This is a genomic window from Bradyrhizobium sp. AUGA SZCCT0177, from assembly GCF_018130125.1.
GTDB lineage: Bacteria > Pseudomonadota > Alphaproteobacteria > Rhizobiales > Xanthobacteraceae > Bradyrhizobium.
Genome location: NZ_JAFCMA010000007.1, coordinates 245,735 through 268,412, shown reverse-complemented (window position 1 = coordinate 268,412; position 22,678 = coordinate 245,735). Strand labels below are relative to the sequence as shown.

The window sequence follows — 22,678 nt, the reverse complement described above, 5'->3', positions numbered from 1 at the left end:
TCGTGTGCATTTTGTTTTGTGCAAACCGCACGCGAGACCGCGGGTGCAGCGCGCACCCGGTCTTCCCTGCGCCCTCTGTTCATGAGGGCCAAGGAATTTCTGGCAAAGCTCGGGCAGATGATGCCGCGAGAATGCGAAGGTGCGTTTAGGCCACGGTGCAACAACAAACACGCTGTCGTCCCAGCCTTGAGCCGGGACCCATACGCCGCGGCCCATCGGTTAGAGCGCTGGCGTTGGAGACCTTCTGCAAACAATAACTGCCGCGGAGTATGGGTCCCGGCTCAAGGCCGGGACGACGGGTTGATAGATCTCGGAACGCAGCCCCTACGACGCGACCGCGCCAAACCGCGCCAGAAACTGCTTCTCGGCCTTGGCTGCGGTCCATGGCGTCAGATATTCGCGCACGGTTGGTTCGGGCAGGCCGGGATCCTTGCCGAACAGGCGTTTCGCCTCGGTCTCGGCAAAGCCTGCCAGATGGGTGGCTTCGAGATAGGCCGCGCCGCGGTCGGCGGCCTTGATCGCCTGCGTGATGGCATCCGCCAGTACCGGCGGCAGGCCGAAGCGGATATGGATCGCCGCCAGCAGGCGTTTCTCCACCACCTTGTAATCGCCGCCGATCACCGCCTTGAACGGCGAGATCATGTCGCCGATCACGTATTCCGGCGCATCGTGCAGCAATGCGGCGAGCCGGAATTTGAGATCGACACGCGGCATCTGCTCGCGCAGCACCGCCTCCACCAGCAGCGTGTGCTGCGCCACCGAAAAGATATGCGCGCCGCTGGTTTGGCCGTTCCAGCGCGCGACGCGGGCGAGGCCATGGGCGATATCGGCGACCTCGATGTCGAGCGGCGAGGGGTCGAGCAGATCGAGCCGCCGTCCCGACAGCATCCGCTGCCAGGCCCGGGTCGAGACATCGGAAGATTTGCCAGATGTTCTTCTTGGCGTCATTTGACCTTGAGGCGGGGCTTGCGATGTTGACCGCTGCAGGTCTCGTGGCAGAAGCACGTGACCAGATGGTCGTTGACCATGCCGGTGGCCTGCATGAAGGCGTAGACGATGGTCGGGCCGACGAACTTGAATCCGCGCGCGCCGAGCTCCTTGGATATTTTGATCGACAGCGGCGTCGAAGCCGGCACGCTGGCGGTGGTCTTGAACTGATTCACCTTCGGCTTGCCGTCGACGAAGTCCCACAGGAACTTCGAGAAGCCCGCGCCTTCTTCCATGATCTTGAGGTAGCCCTTGGCGCTGTTCACGGCGCCTTCGATCTTGGCGCGGTTGCGGACGATGCCGGCATCGTTCATCAGCGCGTGAACCTTCTTCTCATTGTAGCGCGCGATCTTCTCAGGCACGAAATCGTCGAAGGCCTTTCGGAAATTTTCGCGCTTGCGCAGGATCGTGATCCAGGACAATCCGGCCTGAAAGCCGTCGAGGATCAGCTTTTCATACAGCGCGCGGTCGTCATATTCAGGCACGCCCCATTCGGTGTCGTGATAGGCCATGTAGAACGGATCTTCGCCCGGCCACGGGCAGCGGGTCTTGCCGTCGGTATGCAGGCGTGCAGAGCGGCTCATTGGACTTTGCTCATGCGACGGTCTGCTTCGGCGGCGTGCGCACGTCGTTCGGATCGGTGAGGCGGATCGCAAGCCCGCCGGCCGACAGCGTCAGGCCGGCGTCGAGCGCGTCGGCGACGCGATCGGTCCGCACCAGCGCGATGCCGTGGCCGCCGGCGGTCGATCCCATGGTGCCGACCGGCTTGTCGCCGGCGACAACGGGGATGCCGGCCTCGGGCGAGAAATCTTCCAGCGTGACCCGAACCGCGCGGGTGCGCGCGGTGCCGCGATGCTGCATCCGCGACACCACCTCCTGCCCGACGTAACAGCCCTTGTCGAAATCGATGCCGTGCATGCGGTCCATATTGGTCTCGTGCGGAAACGCGTCGCTGTACATGAAATCGAGCCCGCCGCGCGGCACGCCCGCGGCGACGCGGCGGACCTCATAGGCGGCTTCATCGACGAGTTCTGCGCCGATCAAATCGGCGACTTTCTGCTTGAGCTCTTCGGGAACCAGGATGCGCCAACCGAGCGTTTCGTTGCGCGGGTCGGCGAAAGCAAGATCAGGCTTCATCGAGGGCTCGCCGTCCCACACCGCGAGCACGCCGAGGCTGTCGGAGAGGTTTTCCACCGCGACCTTGGCACGCAGCTTGTAGAAGCCGAGCTTGTCGGCGAGGCCTTTTGCCAATGGGCGCGGCAGGTCGATCAGGAAGCCGCCGCCATGGCCGCTGGAAGCCTCCGTGATCAGGAAATCCGCTGTTATCTTGCCCTGCGGGGTCAGCAGTGCGCCGAACCGGCCAAAGCCCGGCCGCAGCAGCGTAACGTCGGTCGTAACGAGGCCATTGAGGAAATTGCGGGCGTCCTCGCCCGAAACCTTGACCACGCCCCGATCGGTAAGAAACGCTGCTTTCATGCGCTGAAAAGGCCTATTTTGGAGGTTCTTCTTGAACTTCGCTGGAAGTTCTCTTGCAAGTTCTCGTTCAAGTTCCTGGGGAAACACAGGTGCCGGATATCACATGGGAAGTTAAGGCGCTAAGGTGCCGTCAACAAGCCCGAGAGGCAGCCTAAAACGGGCGTCGAGGACCGATGAATCAGCGATTTGATACCATTCTAAAATCCGGCACCGTGGTCAATCAGGACGGCGAGGCCATCCGCGACATCGGCATTTCCAATGGCCGGATCGCCGCGATCGACGGGCTCGGGCAGGCGTCCGCCGCCGAGACGATCGACTGCAAGGGCCTGCACGTCCTGCCCGGCGTGATCGACACCCAGGTGCATTTCCGCGAGCCGGGCCTGACCCAGAAGGAAGACCTGGAAACAGGATCGCGCAGCGCCGTGATGGGCGGGGTCACCGCCGTGTTCGAAATGCCGAACACCGATCCCCTGACCGTCACCGAGGCGACCTTCAGCGACAAGATCAGGCGCGCCCATCATCGCATGCATTGCGACTTTGCGTTTTTCATCGGCGGCACCCGCGACAACGTCGCCGATCTGCCGGAACTGGAACGCGCGCCGGGTTGCGCCGGCGTCAAGGTGTTCATCGGCTCTTCCACCGGCGCGCTGCTGGTCGAGGACGACGAAAGCCTGCGGCGGATTTTTGCGGTCATCAAGCGCCGCGCCGCCTTCCATGCCGAGGACGAATACCGCCTCAACGAGCGCAAGTCGCTGCGCATCGAAGGCGATCCGCGTTCGCACCCGGTGTGGCGCGACGAGACCGCGGCGTTGATGGCGACGCAGCGGCTGGTGAATATTGCCCGCGAGAGTGGCAAGCGGATTCACGTGCTGCATATCTCGACCAAGCAGGAGATCGACTATCTGCGCGACCACAAGGACGTTGCGTCCTGCGAGGCGACGCCGCATCACCTGACGCTGGTGGCGCCCGAATGCTACGAGCGGCTCGGCACCCACGCCCAGATGAATCCGCCGGTGCGCTCGGCCGATCACCGCGACCGCATCTGGTACGGCATCGAGCAGGGCATCATCGACGTGCTCGGCTCCGACCACGCGCCGCATACGCTGGAGGAGAAGGCAAAAACCTATCCGGCCTCGCCCTCTGGCATGACGGGTGTGCAGACGCTGGTGCCTGTCATGCTCGACCACGTCAACGCCGGGCGCTTGTCGCTGCAGCGTTTCGTCGATCTCAGCAGTGCCGGCCCCGCGCGGCTCTACAACATCGCGACCAAGGGCCGCATCGCCGCCGGCTATGATGCCGACTTCACGATCGTCGATCTCAAGCGCTCTGAGACCATCACCAACAAATGGGTGGCTTCGAAGGCGGGCTGGACGCCCTATGACGGCATGCGCGTCACCGGCTGGCCGGTCGGCACCTTCGTGCGCGGCAAGCGCGTGATGTGGCAGGGCGAACTGACGACGCCCTCGACCGGCGAGCCGGTGCGGTTCCTGGAGACGCTGAGGGCGTAGGGCTTCTCTTCTGTCATTCCGGGGCGATGCGAAGCATCGAACCCGGAATCTCGAGATTCCCCGGTGCGCAATTGCGCACCTGAGGTCTGGTGCTAACGCACCATCCCGGAATGACGGAGTACGAGAATTACTGCCGCGCCAGCGACAGCGAAAACTCGCCATTGCGTACGCGCGCGGGAAGGCCTTCCACGAATTTCGCCACCGCGTCCTCGCCATAGGTCGAGACCAGTTCGGCCAGCGCGGTGAACAGGCTCGCCTGCGCCAGGCAGTCGCCGTCGACGCCATCGTGGCGCGCCTCGGCCCAGGCCTCATGGAGGTAGCTGAGCGCAGCCTGCTTCTGTTCGTGGTCGGGCAGCGGATCGCGGTGAAGCGAATAAGACGCAGGATGGCTCATGAAACTCGACAGACGTTGCGCGCGTTCCCCAGCGGAGCGCGTCTGATCGCCAAGCTGTAGCATGCGCCGCGGGGCCTGCTAGGCCACATCTTTAAGAAAGGTTAACGGGCGTCCCGGCATTTGATGGAGTCGCGGGTTCCGCGGAAAAATCCCGGAAAATGCAGTCGAGTATGGCCTGCGGTGTGGCGCAGACATGCAGTGCGCCGGCCCCGATCAATTCGTCCTGGCTACCATAGCCGTAGAGCACGCCGATTGCCCGCATGCCGTTGTTCTTGGCGCCGACGATGTCGTGGCTGCGGTCGCCGATCATCAGCGTCTTGGACGGATCGACGGCTGCGATCTTCAGCGCGTATTCCAGGAGATCGGACTTGTCGACGCGGGTGCCGTCGAGTTCGGAGCCGAACACATGCTCGAAATGATGGCGCAGCCCGAAATGCTCGACGATGCGTGTCGCGAACACATGAGGCTTGCTGGTGGCGACGAACAACCGGTGGCCGGACTGGCGGAGCTTCGTCAGCACTTCGCTGATCCCGTCATACACGCCGTTCTCGTACAGCCCGACGTCGGAAAACCGTTCGCGGTACAGCGACACGGCGCGGTCGGCGGAATCTTCCGCGCCCAGCAGTCTGACAAAACTGGCGCGCAGCGGCGGGCCGATGCACCAGGTCAGTTCGTCCTCGGTCGGGATGCTGTGATGGTCGAGCTTTTGCAGCGCATACTGGATCGAACGGGTGATGCCGGGTTTTGGATCGGTCAGCGTGCCGTCGAGATCGAAATAGATTGCGGCGAGGGGCGGGTCAGTTCGCATAGCGGGCAGTCAGGTCGCGCGAGATTTTCGAGCCTTCTTCGATGTAGCGTCGGATCGCGATCGAGGCGGCGGGCGTGCAGGTGCGGTAGGTCTGCTGGAAGCCGTTATAGCCGCGGTTGAAGGCGGCGATCATGCGCGCGCGGCGTTCGCCTGAGGGCGTTTCGGCGTCGACCAGCGCCTGCATTTCGTTGCGCCATTTCGCACCTTCATTGTTGCCGCAGATGCCGCGCAAATAGTGCAGCGTGCCGAGGATTTCGGCCAGCCGCTGCAAATCGCGGTCGAACGGCGCGGCGCCATCCTGGGCCCGCGCGGGCGCTAGATGGCAGGCCGAGATGAGGATGAGGACGGCAAAAAAGTGCTTGCGCATTTGGGGGTCCAGAACCCGCCCGATATGCCCCCTCAATGCGCCGGTGGCAAGACATAGCGTTTTCAAGCGAAGCATGCCCTCGGACTTGATCCGGGGGTGGACACTGGTTCGCGTCAAGAAAACGCGTCAAAACAAAGGACTCGCGCCTAAACCAGCTTCCGTGCGGCTGCTAAGACCTCCAGGAGGCCGCCGGTGAGCATGAGATCGCCGAGCGCATCGGGATCAAACCATCCGAAATCGTCGTGCTCATCGTTCAGGACCGGCTCCCGGGCGGTCCAGCGCGCCGCGAACGACATGATCAGATAATGCCCGCCGCCGCCGGTTCCCGGCAGCACTTCGCGCCAGCCGGCCAGCGCCAGAATCTCGATTCGCAGGCCCGTTTCCTCGTCGACCTCGCGATGCAGCGCCGTATGCAGCGATTCGCCGAATTCGACCCGGCCGCCGGGGAACGAATAAAAGCCTTTGCCCGGCGAGCGTGAGCGGCGGACCAGCAGAACCTTGCCGTCGCGAAAGATCGCGCCGCTGACGGCGAGCTGGGGACGGGTGGGTGACGCGGGGGAGTCCAAGGTGTGATCCGGGAAAGTGGTGGACGGTTTCGGGGCGGATCATGCCCGATCGATGCGCGGAGGTCTAATGCACTGCCGTCAGGTCAGGTCCTAGTTCGACATGATGGTTTCGACGTCGGCCTCGGTGGCGCCGTTGATGATGCCACCGGCCAGCGCCACCAGCGGCTTGACCCAGCCGGTGGCCTGCTCGGCGAGCGTGGCGCGGGTCTTGTCCTGGCGGGCTTCGCGCATCGCCGAGCCTACCGCGGTCAGGATCGAGGTCATGGTGTTGGCGACGTTGTCGAACTCGGTGCGAATCTTGGGGTCAGCCAATTCGTAGGCCTCGATCGCGAGATCGCGGGCCTTGAAATTGGAAGCCCAGAAATGCTCGGCGTAGGACAGCGGACTCCAGGTCAGAAAATCCTCGGCGCATTCCGGCATGTCCGGAACCATCTCGAGCAGCATGATGGCTTCGTTGAAATGATTCAGATAGTCGGTGGCAAGCCCGGTGCGGGGGTTGATGTTGGCGGCGCGCAGAACCGCGGCGCGGGCCTCATCGATGGGGCTCGTCGGTAGCTGTGTCGGGCGATCGGATCGCGCTTGTGTGGCGGCCGTTGAGCTCATCTGTTCCAGTGTTAACAATTGGGGTTAAAAGGAATTAAACGGACACCCATTCGGGTTAGATTATGTGCGGACGTTTCGTAATTACTTCGCCGCCGGCGGCACTTAGGCAGATTTTCGGCTATGCCGAGCAGCCCAACTTCCCGCCGCGGTACAATATTGCTCCGACGCAGCCGATCCCGGTGGTGATGCTGGAGAATGGCGGCCGGCATTTCCGGCTGATGCGCTGGGGCCTGGTGCCGGCCTGGGTCAAGGACCCCCGTAAATTCTCGCTCTTGATCAACGCCCGCTCCGAGACGGTGCGGGAAAAGCCGGCCTTCAAGAACGCGATCAAGCGGCGGCGCTGCCTGATCCCGGCCGACGGTTATTACGAATGGCAGGATTCCAGCGGCCGGAAACGGCCGTTCTTCATCCACCGCCGCGACGGCAAGCCGGTCGGCTTTGCCGCCCTCGCCGAGACCTGGATGGGACCGAACGGCGAGGGGGTCGACAGCGTTGCGATCGTCACCGCGCCGGCCAGCCGCGATCTTGCGGCGCTGCATCATCGCGTGCCCGTGACGATCGCGCCCGATGAATTCGAGCGCTGGCTGGATGCCCGGGCCTTTGATGCCGACGACGTCATGGCGTTGTTGACCGGCCCCGCGGAAGGCGAATTCGCCTGGCACGAGATTTCGACGCGGGTCAATCGCGTCGTCAATGACGACGCGCAATTGCTGCTGCCGATCACGGACGAGGAACGTGCGGCCGAGGAGCCGAAGCCGAAGAAAGCCGCGCGCAAGGCGGCGTCGGCGCCGGAGGACGAAGGGCAGGGATCGCTGTTTTGACTCCGCGTCGTCCCGGCTCAAGGCCGGGACGACGTGAATTCTTGTACACACCTACCTGAAAATATTCAGCGCCGCATATTGCAACAGCATGATCGTCTTGGCATCCGCGATGCGCCCGTCGGCGATCATCGCGAGTGCGGAATCGATCGGCAATTCCAGCACCTCGATGTCCTCGCCTTCGTCGGCGAGGCCGCCGCCGCTGCCAATCCGCATCGAGGCTTCATACTCGGCGACAAAGAAGTGCAGTTTCTCCGTCACCGCGCCCGGGCTCATGAAGGCCTCGAATACCTTCTTGACGTCGTGGAGGCGATAGCCGGTTTCCTCTTCGGCCTCGGCGCGGATTCGTTCCTCCGGCGATGCATCGTCGAGCATGCCGGCGGCGGCTTCGATCAGGAGATCGTCATGGCCGTTGACGTAGGCCGGCAAGCGGAACTGCCGCACCAGCACCACGGTGCGCAAGGCAAGGTTATACGGCAGCAAGGCTGCGGCATTGCCGCGGTCATAGACTTCGCGGGTTTGCGTCTGCCATTCGCCGTTGCCGCGGCGGTAGTCGAGCGTGATGCTCTTCAACAGGTACCGGGCATGGGAGAGGACACGCTCGTCTTTGATGCGGATGCGGTCGGAGATGGTCATGGTAATCTTTCTGCATCAAGGCGTAGGTTCGCGGCCGTCGAGCCATTTGGCGAAGACAACCGTCTGCGCCTCGGCGTAGCCGATCGACTGGTAGAATGCGCCGGCGCGGGCGTTTTCGCGCCGGACCATCAATTGCACCTTGGCCATGCCGGCCGCGCGCAGCCAATCCTCGGCCGCGTTCATGATGACGCGGCCATAGCCGCGGCCGCGGCGTTCCGGATCAGTCGCGACGTAATAGACCCAGCCGCGATGGCCGTCATGGCCGGCCATGGCGGTCGCCACGATGGCGCCGCCGTCGCGGCCAATCAGCACGGTCGAATTCGGCCCGCGCCGCGCCAGCGCGATGTCGGACGCCGGATCGTTCCACGGCCGCGTCAACCCGCACGCCTGCCACAGCGCGACGACGGCGGGGATGTCGGCATCCGCGATCGGCGCGATGGCGAGGGCAGGAAGCGGCTTTGGCATTGATGCGTTCACAGCACCTTGCCGGGGTTCATGATCCCTGCGGGATCGAGCATCGCCTTGATGCTGCGCATCAGTTCGATCGCGACCTTGTCTTTCACGTCCGGCAGTTCGTCGCGCTTGAGCACGCCGATGCCGTGCTCGGCGGAGATCGATCCGCCCATCCGCAGCACGATCGCGAACACGACTTCGTTGACCTCGTGCCAGCGCGCCAGGAAGTCCGCGGTGTTGCCGCCGACCGGCTGGCTGACATTGTAATGGATATTGCCGTCGCCGAGATGGCCGAACGGTACCGGCCGCGAGCCCGGGATCAACTTCACCACCGCGGCATTGGCGTCTTCGATGAAATCAGGCACGGCGGCGACCGGCACGGAGATGTCATGCTTGATCGAGCCGCCTTCCGGCTTCTGCGCCGCCGACATCTCGTCGCGCAGCTTCCAGAACGCCGAGCGCTGGCTGAGGTTCGCCGCGATCACGGCGTCATCGACGATGCCTTCCTCCATGCCCTTGGCCAGGATCGATTCCAGTGCGTCGCGGGCGTCATCGCGTGAGGACGACAATTCCATCAGCACGTACCAGGGGTGCTTGCTGTCAAGGGGATCGCGGATGTCGATGCCGTGACGGATGCTGAAATTCACCGCGATGTCGGCCAGCAATTCGAAGCTGGTCAGGCTGCCGGCCGCCTCGTTCTGTGAGATCGACAGCAGCTTCAGCGCCTGCGCCGGCGATTGCAGGCCGACATAGGCGGTCTCGATCGCACGCGGGTTTGGGAACAGTTTTAGCGTCGCCGCCGTGATGATACCGAGTGTGCCTTCGGCGCCAATGAAGAGATTGCGCAGATCGTAGCCGGTATTGTCCTTTTTCAGCTTCGACAGCGAGTTCAGGATCCGCCCGTCGGCCAAGACCACTTCCAGGCCGAGCGCCATCTCGCGCGCCACGCCGTAGGCGAGCGCGGCCGTGCCGCCGGCATTGGTCGAGAGATTGCCGCCGATGGTGCAGCTTCCTTCGGCGCCGAGCGACAGCGGAAACAGCCGGTCGACGTCGCGGGCGCGCTGCTGCGCGACCTGCAGCACCACCCCGGCCTCGCAGGTCATGGTGTTGGAGGCGGCATCGACCTCGCGGATTTTATCGAGCCGACGCAGCGAGACGACGACTTCGCCATTATGCGGCGTCTGGCCGCCGACCAGCCCGGTATTGCCGCCCTGCGGCACCAGCGCGATTTTATGCGCGGTGGCGAGCTTGCAGATTTCGGACACTTCCGCGGTTGATCCCGGCCGCAACACCAGCGGAGATTTTCCGTGAAACAGATCGCGCTCCTCGGTGACATAGGGCGCGATATCGGCAGCATCCGTCACCGCATATTTGTCGCCGACGATCGCGCGGAATTTCGCGATCAGTTCGGGCGGAAGCGGTGGCGCGGCGGGCTGAACGATATTCATGGTCTGGTTTCACTCCCGTCCGATTCACTCTCGCCCAACTGCGGCGCGGCGCAGCCGGTCGTTGATGGCTTCGCCCAGTCCATCGTTGGGAATGGGCATCACGGCGATGGTTTGCGCAGCCTTGCTGTCGAGCGCGCGAAGATAGCCGAACAGATTGGCGGCAGCCTCGCTGAGATCGCCGCGTACGGACAGATTCATCACCGCGGCGGCGGCGTCAATTCCCGAAACTGCATCGCTGCCGAACGCCAGCAGCGCTTCGCCGGGCTCGATCTGAATTGCACCGAGCCGCACACGTGTTCTCGGAGCATAATGGGACGCCAGCATGCCCGGCGCCAGCGGCTGTCCGCTGTCGCTCTCGGCGTCCGCAGGCGGCTGCTTGAGCGCACGGCCCAGCACGCGCTCGATGTCGGCGCGGGGCAGGCCGCCCGGCCGCAGCAGCATCGGTTCGTCGAAAATCCCGACAATGGTCGATTCGACGCCGACGGCGACCGCGCCGCCATCGACGATCAGGTCGATCCGCCCCTCCAGATCGCTTTGCACATGGGCGGCCGTCGTCGGCGAGACGTGTCCGGACAGATTGGCCGATGGCGCCACCACCGGCCGGCCGAGGATGCGCAGGATGTCGCGCGCCACAGGGTGCGCCGGTATCCGAATCGCGACGGTCTCGAGCCCTGCGGTGGCGAGGTCGGCGACCGCGCAATGTTCGGTTTTCGGCAGCACCAGCGTCAGCGGCCCCGGCCAGAACGCTTCGGCCAGCCGCAAGGCGGCCGCGTCAAAACGGCCGATTTCGCGCGCCGCGGCGAGATCGCCGACATGGGCGATCAGCGGATTGAAGGCCGGCCGGCCCTTGGCCTGGTAAAGCCGGGCTATTGCAGCCGCATTGGTGGCATCGGCGCCCAGGCCATAAACGGTCTCGGTCGGGAATGCGACCAGCCCGCCTTCGCGCAAACAATGCGCGGCAGAGGCCACCGCGGCCTCATTGGCGGGCAAAACCGATGTTTTCAGGCTTGTATTCACAGGGATTAATTCCTCAAATCGGTGCCTTGCGGTGACCGAAACCGGCAGCTATAAGCCGCGTTCTTAGTCGGAGTGTGGCTCAGCCCGGTAGAGCACTGCGTTCGGGACGCAGGGGTCGCAGGTTCGAATCCTGCCACTCCGACCATTCTTTCAAATACTTATACTTTCGATGATTTAAGCGTGCAACGAAATGGCTCGATCGGAGCAGTGCCGTGCCTGTGGAATTCGATTCTGCATACGAGCGTTGGGGTAAGGCCGTGCACGCGCTTGTCACAGCCAACGATCGGTTTGTGCAGATTTCGCCGAGGCATCCTGAGAAGTCCGCGGCTTGGTGAGGGCCGCGCAATCTGAACTCGACGCTGCAGCGAACGAAATCGATCCCAAGTTCCCCGCGCGGGACTAGCGCCAGCCGCCAAACGCCTCAGCGGCTTCTTCCTGGAATTCGGGATGGTGATGACCGTAGTTCGCCTCTAGCCGCGCTACCCAAGGCAGCCAGCAGCCTCCCACATATCGACGCCGGCCCGCATCAGCCGCGCGCTGCTGTGTGGCGTAGCGAATGCCGGACGACATCCCTCGCCAAGCCCCGCGTCCTGCAGAATGCCTTCCCAGGCTGACCTGATCTTGCCGGCAAGAGGCTGCCCATCGCTAATGCGGTTGGCGACGAATCGGATTTGGTCGCCGTTCTCCAGAATGCCGGCCTTGCGCAGTTCGCCCGATCGCATCTGGTCGATCTTGCGCCAGCGGACCAAATGAGGGCGCAGTCGGCTAGCGATCTTTGCCGGAGGGCGCCGCTTCTTGGTTGACCGTTCCAGGGCGCCTTTACCGCCAACAGCGAGGGCAATCGCTTCATCGAATGCGACTATTGGTCGGGCCAGATGATGCAGGAGTTTTACAACGAACTGCAATCCGGCAAGGGGCCGGTGTTCCTGAAGCTCAACCATTTGCATAGCGACACCGTCGGCAAGATCGAGGCCGTGCTGCACAATGTCGAGCGTCCGTCGCGCGGCCGGTTCCACGAAAATCGAGGCACGAACTACCGCGAGCGCATGATCGAGATGCATATTTCCGAGATCGGATTCTGCTCCGGCCACAGCGCATCCGGTGTCTACGTCGATGAGTTTGCGCGCACCACGGTGCCGGGCTTGTATGCCGCGGGTGACATGGCAAGTGTGCCGCACAATTACATGCTCGGCGCCTTCACCAACGGCGCGGTGGCAGGGGAGCACGCGGCGGGCTTCGCCGCGAATATCGATCTTCCCGACTACGACCTAGGTGACGTTGCCCGCGAGCAGGCGCGCATGCTGGCACCGACGAGGCGAGAGGACGGGATTCCGCCGAACCAGCTCGAATACAAGACCCGGCGCGAAGGCGGTGTGTGCACCGAGAGATCAAAGAAAATCCAGTGACAGCCGACGTCAGCAATGTCGACCTGCGGATTTGGCGATATTCGGTACGAAAGGATCTCGTTCGACACTGCAGGAATGGTTGGGGGGTTGTCATCGGATCAGGTCCGCACCTGAACACGCAAAAGAGTCCGGGACGGCCACGAGATGGCTACCTTCGAATAAAGGCGGGACCCTATCTGCCCCACTGGCTTGCATAGCCTCAACAGGTAGCGATCGACTGAAGTCAGGCCGGTGAGCGTTGCGACGACGATCGGGAAGAGCGAAAAGGTAACGAACGTCATGCGCGACGTGCGGCCGATGCCTAGCCAGACGACGAACAACGGCGCCAACGCAATCGCGCGCCAACGTTTTTGAGCATGCTTTGGGGCTGGCATTTGAGCTTCAACCCAGGCGGCGCAGGTTCGGCCTGCTCGGTGCAACTCACGGCGAGCGTCGGTGAGAGGGCGGCTTATGCCGCGCTCCCCGCACATAACAGCGGCGGCGAAAATGAGACGCTTGGATATTGGCGGCTTGGGCTTTGAACGGCAGCCTTCCCGAAGGCGCCCGCGAGGGGCGCGTTACGAGACGCACATGGGGGAGGTTCGGCGTGGTCGCCGGATTCTCTCTTCCGCGTCACAGGGAGGAACAACAATGCGCAAGTCTTTGCTTGGCGCCGTCGCGGTGGCCGCCCTTATGTTGCCCGGCGCAGCTCTCGCCCAGAGCGGCACCATCAAGATCGGCATTCTGGTGGCGCTGGAAGGCGCCTTCGCGACCGGTGGCCAGGATGGCGTCCGAAATGTCGAACTGGCTCTCAAGCAGGTGAACAACACCATTGCCGGCAAGAAGATTGAAACCGTCGTCGCTCCGACGGATACCAAACCCGACACAACGATCCGTATGGCTCGCAAGCTTATTGAGCAGGACAAGGTCGACTTCATCATCGGCCCGCTTTCCGGCTCGGAAGGCATCGCCATGCGCGACTTCGCCAAGACCATCCCCGACAAGGTGGTTATCAACGGCATTTCCGGCGCGCTCGAGACGACATGGGTCGATCCGGCGGCGAACTTCTACCGCTTCAACCTCGACGGCTCGCAATGGGGCTACGGCCTCGGCGGCTACGTCGTGAAGACGAAGGGCTGGAAGAAGGTGGCAACGATCGCAGCCGATTACTCGTTCGGCTACACGAACTTCATGGGTTTTGCGGTGGATTTCTGCAAGTCGGGCGGCGACATCGTCCAGCGGTTCTGGCAGCCGCTCGGCCAATCGGATTTCGGCGGGATCATCGCGCAGCTGCCGGACAATGTGGATGCGATCTATCTGGGCCTTGGCGGCACGGATGCGATCAACTTCCTCAACCAATATCAGCAGGCCGGTGAAAAGACCCGCCTGATCGGCGGCACCATCATGGCTGACCAGACGGTTCTGACGGCGAAAGGTAAAGCGAAAGACGTGCTGAAGGGCACGCCGACCTCCGGCCCCTTCGCCGCCGACAATACCGACCCGGCATGGACCTCGTACGTGAAGCTCTATCAGGACACCTTCCCCGCCGCCCAGCGCCTGCCATCGCCTTCGCTATTCGGTCTGGGCTACTACGTCGCCACGCAGGCCGCCATCAAAGGGCTCGAAGCGGCCGGGGGCGATTTGTCGAACGGGCAGGCAAAGTTCAAGGAAGCGCTCAACAAGCTTCAGCTCGACAGCCCGATCGGCAAGATCACGCTGAACGAAAACCGGCAGGCGACCGGAACGGTCTTCGTCAACGAAGTGGTCGATGGACCGGACGGCAACTTGACCAGCAAGATGGTGGCCAAGACCGAAAACGTCAACCAGACGCTCGGCATGACGACGGCTCAGTTCAAGGCCCTGGGGCTACCGGCGCGCGATGCGGTTGACTGCGCCAAGCTACGCGCGGGCGGCTGAGCGCGCCTGCCCCTGACGTCATCTTCGGCGGCCGGCGCTGACAGCCGGCCGCCGCTTCCTTCGGGAATTCCGCCATTGCGGACTCCATGCGGCGGAAACGCCGGGAGCATCTCCGATGACTCTCATCGACTATCTCACGCGCACGCATTTCGCGGAAGCTGCGATCGAGGATGCGCTTCCGGAGGAGGTGGGGGCGCTCGCCCGGGCGCTGGTATTCGTTGACAACGAGCCGGGAAGCGCGGCCGTTTGCACGCGCGTGCAGGAGGCACTCGACCAGACGTCGATCAGCCTGGCGCGGACCGATCGTGCCACCCCTCATGGAGAAACAACCCTCAGGATTCTGAGCGCCATGAGCGACATCCGGACAGACACGCTCATCGCCGTGGGTGGATCTGCGGCCGTCGGGCAGGCGCGGCTCGCTGCGGAACATGCATTGCGGCGTGGCGAACGCCTCACGCTGATCGCGGTTCCTGCCGGCCTTTGTGATTTCGGGTTAGCGCGGCGGGTGCGCCTGGGGCAGGGCCAGCCGATCACCTGCCCGCGCCCCGACCGGGTAATCGCCGATCCGACGGTACTTGAGGGAGCATCCTCACGTCGCCTCGCCGCCGCGGCCATGGAGGTGCTGGTCCACGCCATCGAAGCCTATGCCAGCCCGGTCTATCACCCGCCGGCAGACGCGCTTGCGCTGGAGGCCACAAAGCGGCTTACGCGGTGGCTACCCGTGGCGCTTGCTTCGCCCAGTCACCGGGAAGCGCAGCGCGAATTGATGGTCGCGGCATTGACGGCCGGGCTCGCGCTGGAAAAAGCGGTTGGCGGGGTCGATGCGCTTGCGCATCCGATCAAGGCTGAACTTGGACCCGGCGTCCTGCATGGCGATCTCCAAGTGCCATTGATGGCTGCCATGGCCGACTTCAACACCGAAGCCGTGGGCGATCGATACGCCACCATGGCCGAAACCTTCGCCAGAACAACGCGGGAGCCGCACTTCAGCACCGCAATCGGAGCTTTCGCCCGCGCCATCGGCCTGCCGACCTCCTTGCGGGAGATGGGGATCAATCCGGCTCAGTTCGACCGTTTTGCGGAATTGGCAGCGAACGACCCTGGAGCGCTTGCCAATCCCCGACGGCTGACCCCCGGCGACTGCCGCCGCATTCTCGAGGCCGCCTGGTGAGCACGAATGAGCAGCACCCGGCGCGTGGCAAACGGCCTGGACCGGTGGCGGCCGGGGCAATTTGCCTGTTGTCACAACGCGATCTCCTTATACATTCTTCCGTAACCGCACACAAAGATGGGCGGGGAGGAAACCGATGAGTATTGCTCACGCGGTCGCACATGGTGCGTTCGGGCGCGCTTGCCTCTATGAGCTGGATCGGCCGATGGTGCCGCATGCCCATCGCGAGGGGCATCTGATCTTTCACGTCAGCGGACCGGTCGCCAGCGTGGTTGTCGATGGCAAGACCTTGCCGCTCACGCCCCTCTGCGCAACGGCAATCAGCCCATGGCAACCGCATTATTTCGCGCCGGTTGACCGCCGCGAACCAACGCTGACGCTCGTTCTCTATATTCGCCCGGGCTGGTTTGTTGAGGCGAGCCACACCGCCTTCGAAATCCTGCGCTTCGGCCGCTCGACCGTCGAAATGAGCGACCACATCACCCGGCTTGTCCTGGAAACCGCACGGCTTCTCGCCGACCATGGCGGCTGCGATGGCTCTTTCGAAGACCGGCTCAGTGCCCTCACCCAGGCGGCCTTCGATCAAACCTGGCAGTGGACGAGCGCGGCTGACAGGCCGGCTGCCCATTGTTCGGGACTGCGGGATTTCCGCCTGCGGCGCGCGATCAGCCTCCTGAGCGAGAGGCTCGGCGAGCCCGTCGACCTTGCAGAGATTTCGCGGAACGCCGGCCTCTCGCGCCCGCATTTCTTCAAGCTGTTTCGCGAGCAGATGGGTCTGCCCCCTACGATCTTCCTCAACGCCCTGCGCATGGAGCGCGCGATCGACCGATTGGCCAGAGGCACGGAAACGGTTTCTGAAATCGGGCTTGATCTCGGCTTTGCGACCCCGGCGAGCTTCTCGCGGTTCTTCATCGCCAATGGCGTCGTGCCGCCGAGCGCCTACCGGCGCAGCGTCGCGCTCACACACTGAAAAAGAGGTGCTGCACTCCAAAGAAGAGACGTTCGGGCTAGAGAAAAGACGTTCGGGAAAGGACAGGCCGGCAACTTCCATCTAGCCTTCATTCCAACGGTGGCGAAGTTCGCCACGGGAAGCTGTTGGGCCGTTCTGAGATGGACAATTTCATCAAGCGCTACCCGCTCTGGAGCCTGATTTTTTTCCTCTTGGCCGCAGCGTTCCTGTGCCTTGTGCTGGCCCCCTGGCCACCCGAACTGGTGGCGGTTTGGGGCCGCAAGCAAATCTTCCTGAATGCCCTTTTGGGCGGCATCACGCTTGGCGCGCTCTACTTCCTCGTGGCAGCCGGCTTCACGCTGATTTTCGGCCTGATGCGCGTCGTCAATCTCGCGCATGGGTCGTTGTTCCTGATCGGCGGATACGTTGGCTACGAGGTCGCGACCGCCTCGGGTTCATGGCTGCTGGCATTTCCGATTGTGTTCATCGTCGTGGGGCTGATCGGGCTCTTGATGCAGTTCTTCATCTTCTCGAAAATGGAAGGCGAAGAGCTCCGCCAGACCCTGGTCAGCATCGGGCTTTCGATCGTGTTTGCCGACCTCATGCTCTGGTGGTGGGGCGGGCAATCATATTCGATCCTCGCTCCGCAATTCCTGCAGGGGCCGATGGAATTGCCCCTCGTGAGCAACGTCAACGACGCGACCGGCGCGATTACCTGGCTGCGCTACCCGTCCGTGCGCGTCTGGATCCTGGTCGCGGCAATCGTGATCGGCATTGCGATGTGGCTCGTTTTGAACCGCACCGCGCTTGGCATGCTGATCCGTGCGGGCGTGGATGACCGTGAGATGCTGGCCGCTTCCGGCGTGCGCATCCATCTGGTGTTTCTGGCGGTGTTCGGCTTCGGCGCCGGGCTTGCCGGTATCGCGGGGATCATCGGTGCCACGTTCCAGTCGCTGTCGCCCGGCGAGGATACGCGTTTCCTGCTGGCGAGCCTCGTGGTGGTGATCGTCGGAGGCATGGGGTCGATCGTCGGCGCGGCTTTGGGCGCGCTGATCATCGGGGTGGCCGAGCAGATGGGGTTTGTCTACGCGCCGACCTATTCGATCGTTCTCACCTTCCTCATCATGGCGGCGGTGCTGGCGTTTCGGCCGCAGGGCCTTCTGGGAACGAGGCGGTAGGACATGTCGGTTGCCGATCAAGCCCCTCGCTTCGCCAGCCCCGTCGACCAGCGAATGTGGTCCGAGCGCATTCCCGCCCCTTGGTGGATCTTCGGGTTGATCCTGCTGTTGCTGCCGATCGTGGCCAACAATTTCTGGCTGTTCCAGATAATGGGCTGGACTTTCATTCTGGGCATGATCGGGCTCAGCCTGATGTTCCTCGCCGGCTATGGCGGAATGGTGAGCCTGCTGCAAATGTCGATTGCCGGAATGGCCGGCTACATGGTCGCAATCCTTGGGCCGTCCGGCGCGGCCAATGTCAGTCTCGGCCTCTCCTGGTGGATCGTGCTTCCGGCCGCCTTCCTGATCGCAGCTCTTTTCGCGACGATATCCGGCGCGCTCGCCGTTCGCACGGATGGCATCTACACGATCATGATCACGCTCGCGATCGCGGCGGCCTTCTTCTATTTCACACGACAGAACTACTCGGTCTTCAACGGCTATTCCGGGTTCAACCTCGTGTTGCCGCCGAAGCTTTTCGGCGTGAACTGGCGCGATCCCCTGGCTTTCTACTACCTCACCCTTGCTTGCGCCGCTCTTTGCTACGGCGCAGTCGTCTATCTCGCGCGCTCACCCTTCGGGCTCGCCCTTCAGGGCGTGCGCGACAACCCGCGCCGCATGGCGGCACTGGGTTTCAACGTGACCGCCCATCGCGTGGCGGCCTACGCCCTGGCGAGCGTTTTCGCCTCCACGGGCGGTATTCTTCTGGTCTGGCAGAATGCGCAGATCGCGCCGGGCACGATCGGAATTTCCTCCGCGATCGATGTGCTCGTGGTCGCGGTAGTCGGCGGAATGCGCCGTCCGCTCGGACCGTTTATCGGCGCTTTCATCTACGTGTTGCTGCAAGTGTTCTCGACCGACATTCTCGGTTTTTTCGGATTCTCGGCGGATCGCTTCAAGCTGATCATCGGGATCGGCTTCCTGGCGATCGTGCTGTTCTCGCCGGATGGTGTGCTGGGCCTGTGGGATCGCTGGCGCGCGGGGCTTGCGGCGCGCAAGGCCGCAACGATGGGAGGCGGGGCATGAACGCGCCGGTCGTGTCTTCCCGGATGAATGTGCCCGGGGCTGGCAATGCCAGCTCCGGCAATGCGCTGGAACTGCGCGGCATCACCAAGATGTTCGGCGCGCTGGCCGCAATCTCGGACGTGACGCTTTCGGTGAAACCGGGCGAAAGGCGGGCCGTTCTCGGCTCGAATGGCGCGGGCAAGACCACGCTGTTCAACTGCATCACCGGGGATTTTCTGCCCACAGCGGGCCTGGTCCGGTTTTTTGGCGAGGATGTGACGGTCTTCCCGCCCCATGAGCGAATCCGACGGGGCTTGCGCCGCACCTACCAGATATCCTCGCTCTTCACCGGGCTGAGCGTGATGGACAATGTCTATCTGGCCTGCTGCGGTGTTTCGCGAAACCGTTTCTCGCTGGTCCGGCCCCGCCCCGACGATGCACTCGTGCAAGCAGCGGAAATACTGGTCGAGGCCGTGCACCTGACCGACGACAAGGACCGCTTGGTCGGCGAACTGGCCTATGGCCAGCAGCGCCAGCTTGAAATAGCGCTGGCGCTGTCCGGCGCGCCGCGCTTCGTGCTGTTCGACGAGCCTGCGGCGGGGCTGTCGCCGACCGAGCGCGCCGATCTGGTGACGATTTTGACATCGCTGCCGGCGCACATCGGCTTCATCATTATCGAACACGACATGGATGTCGCGTTGCGTGTCGCAGAAAGCGTGACGATGATGCACAACGGCCGGATCTTCAAGGAAGGCCGGTCCGACGAGATCGAATCCGATCCGGAAGTTCAGGAGCTATATCTCGGAGGCGGTCATGCCCAGCACTGACCGTGGTCCGCCGCTACGCGGCACGCTGCCGGCGCTGCAGGTTCGCGAGCTGAACCTGTTTTACGGCCAGTCGCACGCGCTGCAGGGCGTTGATTTGACCCTGCAGGAAGGTGTGCTCAGCCTGGTCGGCCGCAACGGCATGGGCAAGACCTCGCTGTGCAAGGCGATCATGGGCCTGGTTCCGGTGTCGAGCGGTTCGATCAGTGCGTTCGGCGAGGAACTGGTCGGCCGCTCCACCACCGACATCGCCCGGCTCGGCATCGGCTATGTGCCGCAGGGCCGGCGGCTGTGGCGATCGCTGAGCGTCGACGAGCATCTGCGGCTGGCGCAACGCGGTCCGCGCGGCGGCTGGACGCCGGAGCGGGTCTACGACACCTTTCCGCGGCTTGCCGAACGCAAGAACAATGCAGGCTCGCAGCTCTCCGGCGGCGAGCAGCAGATGCTGGCGATTTCGCGGGCGTTGCTGCTCAATCCACGGCTCTTGATCATGGACGAGCCGACCGAAGGCCTCGCGCCTGTCATCGTCGCTCAGGTCGAGGATATGCTGGTGCGGCTGAGCGAGGAAGGCGACGTCGCCATCCTCGTCATCGAGCAGAACATCGGGGTGGCAACCGAGATCTCGGACATGGTCGCGATCATGGTCAACGGCCGGGTCAACCGCGTTATCGAGGCGGCGCGGCTGGCGGCCGATCGCGATCTGCAGCAGCGCCTGCTCGGCGTCGGTCGCCATGGCCACGAGGAGATCGAACCGCCGCCTGCTTCCGTGAGTGAACCCGGCGGCCGCCGGACCGCAGCGGCGCCAGCTCGCAACGATGCGCCCATCCGGGTCTACCTGTCGAACCCGGTGCTGCCCACCCGCTGGAGCCCCGATGTTGCGGCGGCGCGGATCGAAGGATCGGCGCACACCCTGACGCGCATGCCCGTCGCGGCCGCGGTCGCCGCATCCGACCGCAAGGTCGGGCGCAGCATAGGTGGTCTCAACGAGCCATTCGTCGCCGTGGCCGGCACGCTCGACACCAAGGGCGAGGAGCTTCGCTTCATCGCCGACATCATCAAAGCGGCGGGCCTGCCGGTGAAGCTGGTCGATCTGTCGACCACGGGCCGGATCTCCGGCGCGGATGTGCCGCCGCTGGAGATCGCGCTGCATCACCCGCGCGGTTCCGCCGGGGTGTTCAATGCCGACCGTGGCGCCGCCGTGGCGGCGATGGCGGAGGCTTTCGAGACCTGGGTGAAGGGCAAGTCCGGCCGCGACGGCGTCAGGCTGCTCGGCCTGATTTCTGCCGGCGGCTCCGGCGCCACGGCGTTGGCGACGCCGGCGATGCGGGCGCTGCCGGTCGGCGTGCCGAAGCTGATGATCTCGACCGTCGCCTCCGGCAACACGAGGGCCTATGTCGGTCCCTCCGATATCATGATGATGTATTCCGTCACCGACGTTCAGGGACTGAATGCGATTTCGCGACAGGTGCTGGCGAACGGCGCACAGGCGATGGCCGGGATGGCGAAGGCGCGGCTGGAGGCGAGCAAGGCGCCGCCGCCGCGCCGCCATGCCGGCGGTGAGCGGCCGCTGGTCGGCCTCACGATGTTCGGCGTCACGACGCCTTGCGTGCAGCAGGTCACGAAACTGATCGGCGACGACTACGAATGCCTGGTGTTCCACGCCACCGGCATCGGCGGCCAGTCGATGGAGAAGCTGGTCGATGGCGGCCTGGTGCCGGCGGTGATCGACGTCTCGACCACCGAAATCGCCGACCTGTTGTTCGGCGGCGTGTTTCCGGCGACCGAGGATCGGTTCGGCGCCATCATCCGCACCCGGATTCCCTATGTCGGTTCGGTCGGCGCGCTCGACATGGTCAATTTCGGCGCGCCCGACAGCGTCCCCGAGCGCTACCGGACGCGGTTGCTTCATCAGCACAATCCGCAGGTCACGCTGATGCGGACACTGCCTGCGGAGAATGCCGCGATGGGCCGCTGGATCGGTGAACGGCTCAATCTGATGGAAGGCCCGGTGCGCTTTCTGCTGCCGGAGGGCGGGGTTTCGGCGCTCGACGAGGCGGGCAAGCCGTTCTTCGACACTGCGGCGCGCGAGGCGCTGTTCGGCGCGCTGGAGGCGAGCGTGCGGCAGACGGCGTCGCGCCAGCTCATTCGCGTTCCGCATCACATCAACAGCCCGGCGTTTGCGGCCGCGCTGGTGCAGCATTTTCGCGCGCTGCAAGGCGCACGGCCGCGCGCACGCGCCGCGGGCCGGTAGGGGATCACAGCATGGCAGCGATCGATCGGCAGGCTCTTCTCTCCAGGTTTCACGAGATGATCGCGCGCGGCGAGCCCATCGTTGGCGGCGGCGCCGGCACAGGCCTGTCAGCCAAATGCGAGGAAGCCGGCGGTATCGACCTGATCGTGATCTACAATTCCGGCCGTTTCCGGATGGCCGGGCGCGGTTCGCTGTCCGGCCTGATGCCGTATGGCGACGCCAATGCGATCGTGATGGAGATGGCCGCGGAGGTGCTGCCGGTCGTGAAGAAAACTCCGGTGCTGGCCGGCGTCTGCGCCACCGATCCGTTCCGCAGCATGGAGCGCTTTCTCGACGAGGTGAAAGCCGCCGGGTTCTCCGGCGTGCAGAACTTTCCGACGGTCGGACTGATCGACGGCAGCTTTCGCATCGGGTTGGAGGAAACCGGCATGTCCTACGCGCTCGAAGTCGAGATGATCGCGTTGGCCGGCGCCAAGGGCCTGTTGACGACGCCCTATGTGTTCTCGGCCGACGATGCCGCAGCGATGGCGGGCGCGGGGGCTGACATCATTGTCTGCCATTTCGGCTTGACCGCCGGCGGCGCGATCGGGGCACAAACCGCACTGAAGCTCGAGGATGTTCCGGCCATGCTGGACACCTGGGCGGCGGCGGCGCTCGCGGTGAAGCCCGATGCGATCATCCTCGTGCATGGCGGCCCGGTCGCAGAACCTTCGGACGCCGAATTCGTGATCAAGAACTCGCGGCATTGCCATGGCTTCTACGGCGCCTCCTCGATGGAGCGGCTGCCGGTCGAAGTCGCGATCCGCGAGCAGACCCGGAAATTCAAGGCCATCAGCCGCAGCTGAACGGACCATGCGACAGCACTTTGTAGAGGGAGA

At 64.0% G+C, this 22,678-nt stretch carries 22 protein-coding genes, 1 tRNA gene and 1 pseudogene; 12 read left to right on the top strand and 12 right to left on the bottom strand.

Annotated features, from left to right (window positions below; genetic code table 11):
- Window positions 1-324: 324 nt before the first annotated feature.
- The 3 genes from JQ597_RS11170 to ygfZ are packed head-to-tail and all read right to left on the bottom strand — an operon-like array spanning window position 325 to window position 2,463.
- Window positions 325-948 (bottom strand): YfbR-like 5'-deoxynucleotidase, encoded by a 624-nt coding sequence (locus JQ597_RS11170; protein ID WP_212264213.1) that lies wholly within the window; start codon window positions 946-948, stop codon window positions 325-327.
- Window positions 945-1,571 carry a DNA-3-methyladenine glycosylase I gene (locus JQ597_RS11165; RefSeq protein ID WP_212264212.1) on the bottom strand — a complete coding sequence of 209 codons (627 nt, stop codon included), beginning with the start codon at window positions 1,569-1,571 and terminating at the stop codon, window positions 945-947. The genes JQ597_RS11170 and JQ597_RS11165 overlap by 4 nt, the downstream gene beginning before the upstream one ends.
- Window positions 1,572-1,581: 10 nt before the next feature.
- Window positions 1,582-2,463, bottom strand: coding sequence for a CAF17-like 4Fe-4S cluster assembly/insertion protein YgfZ (gene ygfZ, locus JQ597_RS11160; RefSeq protein WP_212264211.1), 882 nt, complete (start codon window positions 2,461-2,463; stop codon window positions 1,582-1,584).
- Window positions 2,464-2,636: 173 nt separating this feature from the next.
- Here ygfZ and JQ597_RS11155 point away from each other — a divergent pair, with 173 nt between their 5' ends.
- Window positions 2,637-3,971, top strand: coding sequence for a dihydroorotase (locus tag JQ597_RS11155; RefSeq protein WP_212264210.1), 1,335 nt, complete (start codon window positions 2,637-2,639; stop codon window positions 3,969-3,971).
- 127 nt (window positions 3,972-4,098) lie between these two features.
- On the opposite strand, the gene JQ597_RS11150 is transcribed toward JQ597_RS11155, so the two are convergent.
- The 5 genes from JQ597_RS11150 to JQ597_RS11130 form a co-directional block, all read right to left on the bottom strand.
- Window positions 4,099-4,365: a hypothetical protein gene (locus tag JQ597_RS11150; protein WP_192735255.1), complete on the bottom strand. Its 267-nt coding sequence runs from the start codon at window positions 4,363-4,365 to the stop codon at window positions 4,099-4,101.
- 91 nt (window positions 4,366-4,456) lie between these two features.
- Window positions 4,457-5,173 (bottom strand): HAD family hydrolase, encoded by a 717-nt coding sequence (locus JQ597_RS11145; protein ID WP_212264209.1) that lies wholly within the window; start codon window positions 5,171-5,173, stop codon window positions 4,457-4,459.
- Window positions 5,163-5,540: a TIGR02301 family protein gene (locus tag JQ597_RS11140; RefSeq protein ID WP_212264208.1), complete on the bottom strand. Its 378-nt coding sequence runs from the start codon at window positions 5,538-5,540 to the stop codon at window positions 5,163-5,165. The genes JQ597_RS11145 and JQ597_RS11140 overlap by 11 nt, the downstream gene beginning before the upstream one ends.
- A 146-nt stretch (window positions 5,541-5,686) precedes the next feature.
- Window positions 5,687-6,106, bottom strand: coding sequence for an NUDIX hydrolase (locus JQ597_RS11135; RefSeq protein ID WP_212264207.1), 420 nt, complete (start codon window positions 6,104-6,106; stop codon window positions 5,687-5,689).
- Between the two features lie 90 nt (window positions 6,107-6,196).
- Window positions 6,197-6,709, bottom strand: coding sequence for a hypothetical protein (locus tag JQ597_RS11130; RefSeq protein ID WP_212264206.1), 513 nt, complete (start codon window positions 6,707-6,709; stop codon window positions 6,197-6,199).
- A gap of 62 nt (window positions 6,710-6,771) precedes the next feature.
- On the opposite strand from JQ597_RS11130, the gene JQ597_RS11125 reads away from it, so the two are divergent.
- Window positions 6,772-7,530, top strand: a complete 759-nt coding sequence (locus JQ597_RS11125; RefSeq protein WP_212264205.1) for an SOS response-associated peptidase — start codon at window positions 6,772-6,774, stop codon at window positions 7,528-7,530.
- A gap of 51 nt (window positions 7,531-7,581) precedes the next feature.
- On the opposite strand, the gene JQ597_RS11120 is transcribed toward JQ597_RS11125, so the two are convergent.
- Genes JQ597_RS11120 through JQ597_RS11105 form a run of 4 tightly spaced genes read right to left on the bottom strand, consistent with a single transcriptional unit; the run spans window position 7,582 to window position 11,081 of the window.
- Window positions 7,582-8,163 carry an NUDIX hydrolase gene (locus tag JQ597_RS11120; protein WP_212264204.1) on the bottom strand — a complete coding sequence of 194 codons (582 nt, stop codon included), beginning with the start codon at window positions 8,161-8,163 and terminating at the stop codon, window positions 7,582-7,584.
- A 15-nt stretch (window positions 8,164-8,178) separates the two neighbouring features.
- Window positions 8,179-8,628, bottom strand: a complete 450-nt coding sequence (locus JQ597_RS11115) for a GNAT family acetyltransferase (RefSeq protein ID WP_212264203.1) — start codon at window positions 8,626-8,628, stop codon at window positions 8,179-8,181.
- 8 nt (window positions 8,629-8,636) lie between these two features.
- Entirely contained in the window at window positions 8,637-10,064 is a 1,428-nt protein-coding gene (locus JQ597_RS11110) for an FAD-binding oxidoreductase (protein ID WP_212264202.1), read from the bottom strand.
- 24 nt (window positions 10,065-10,088) lie between these two features.
- On the bottom strand, window positions 10,089-11,081 hold the full coding sequence (locus tag JQ597_RS11105; RefSeq protein WP_212264201.1) for an L-threonylcarbamoyladenylate synthase: 993 nt from the start codon (window positions 11,079-11,081) through the stop codon (window positions 10,089-10,091).
- A 68-nt stretch (window positions 11,082-11,149) separates the two neighbouring features.
- Between JQ597_RS11105 and JQ597_RS11100 the strand changes: the two genes are divergently transcribed.
- From JQ597_RS11100 to JQ597_RS11055, 10 genes and pseudogenes are all read left to right on the top strand, one after another.
- A tRNA-Pro gene (locus JQ597_RS11100) sits at window positions 11,150-11,226 on the top strand.
- 667 nt (window positions 11,227-11,893) lie between these two features.
- Window positions 11,894-12,445: pseudogene (locus JQ597_RS11095) on the top strand (FAD-binding protein); the annotation flags it as partial.
- Window positions 12,446-13,117: 672 nt separating this feature from the next.
- A complete protein-coding gene (locus JQ597_RS11090; protein WP_212264230.1) occupies window positions 13,118-14,383 on the top strand; it encodes an ABC transporter substrate-binding protein in 1,266 nt (421 codons plus the stop codon).
- Window positions 14,384-14,498: 115 nt separating this feature from the next.
- Complete coding sequence (locus JQ597_RS11085; RefSeq protein ID WP_212264200.1) at window positions 14,499-15,554, top strand: dehydroquinate synthase/iron-containing alcohol dehydrogenase family protein; 1,056 nt, start codon at window positions 14,499-14,501, stop codon at window positions 15,552-15,554.
- 136 nt (window positions 15,555-15,690) lie between these two features.
- On the top strand, window positions 15,691-16,524 hold the full coding sequence (locus JQ597_RS11080) for a helix-turn-helix domain-containing protein (protein ID WP_212264199.1): 834 nt from the start codon (window positions 15,691-15,693) through the stop codon (window positions 16,522-16,524).
- Between the two features lie 140 nt (window positions 16,525-16,664).
- On the top strand, window positions 16,665-17,681 hold the full coding sequence (locus tag JQ597_RS11075; RefSeq protein WP_212264198.1) for a branched-chain amino acid ABC transporter permease: 1,017 nt from the start codon (window positions 16,665-16,667) through the stop codon (window positions 17,679-17,681).
- Window positions 17,682-17,684: 3 nt separating this feature from the next.
- A complete protein-coding gene (locus JQ597_RS11070) occupies window positions 17,685-18,746 on the top strand; it encodes a branched-chain amino acid ABC transporter permease (RefSeq protein ID WP_212264197.1) in 1,062 nt (353 codons plus the stop codon).
- A 23-nt stretch (window positions 18,747-18,769) separates the two neighbouring features.
- Window positions 18,770-19,552, top strand: a complete 783-nt coding sequence (locus JQ597_RS11065) for an ABC transporter ATP-binding protein (RefSeq protein ID WP_212264229.1) — start codon at window positions 18,770-18,772, stop codon at window positions 19,550-19,552.
- A complete protein-coding gene (locus JQ597_RS11060) occupies window positions 19,539-21,800 on the top strand; it encodes an ABC transporter permease (RefSeq protein ID WP_212264196.1) in 2,262 nt (753 codons plus the stop codon). The genes JQ597_RS11065 and JQ597_RS11060 overlap by 14 nt, the downstream gene beginning before the upstream one ends.
- Window positions 21,801-21,811: 11 nt before the next feature.
- Window positions 21,812-22,645, top strand: a complete 834-nt coding sequence (locus JQ597_RS11055; protein WP_212264195.1) for a phosphoenolpyruvate hydrolase family protein — start codon at window positions 21,812-21,814, stop codon at window positions 22,643-22,645.
- Window positions 22,646-22,678: the final 33 nt, after the last annotated feature.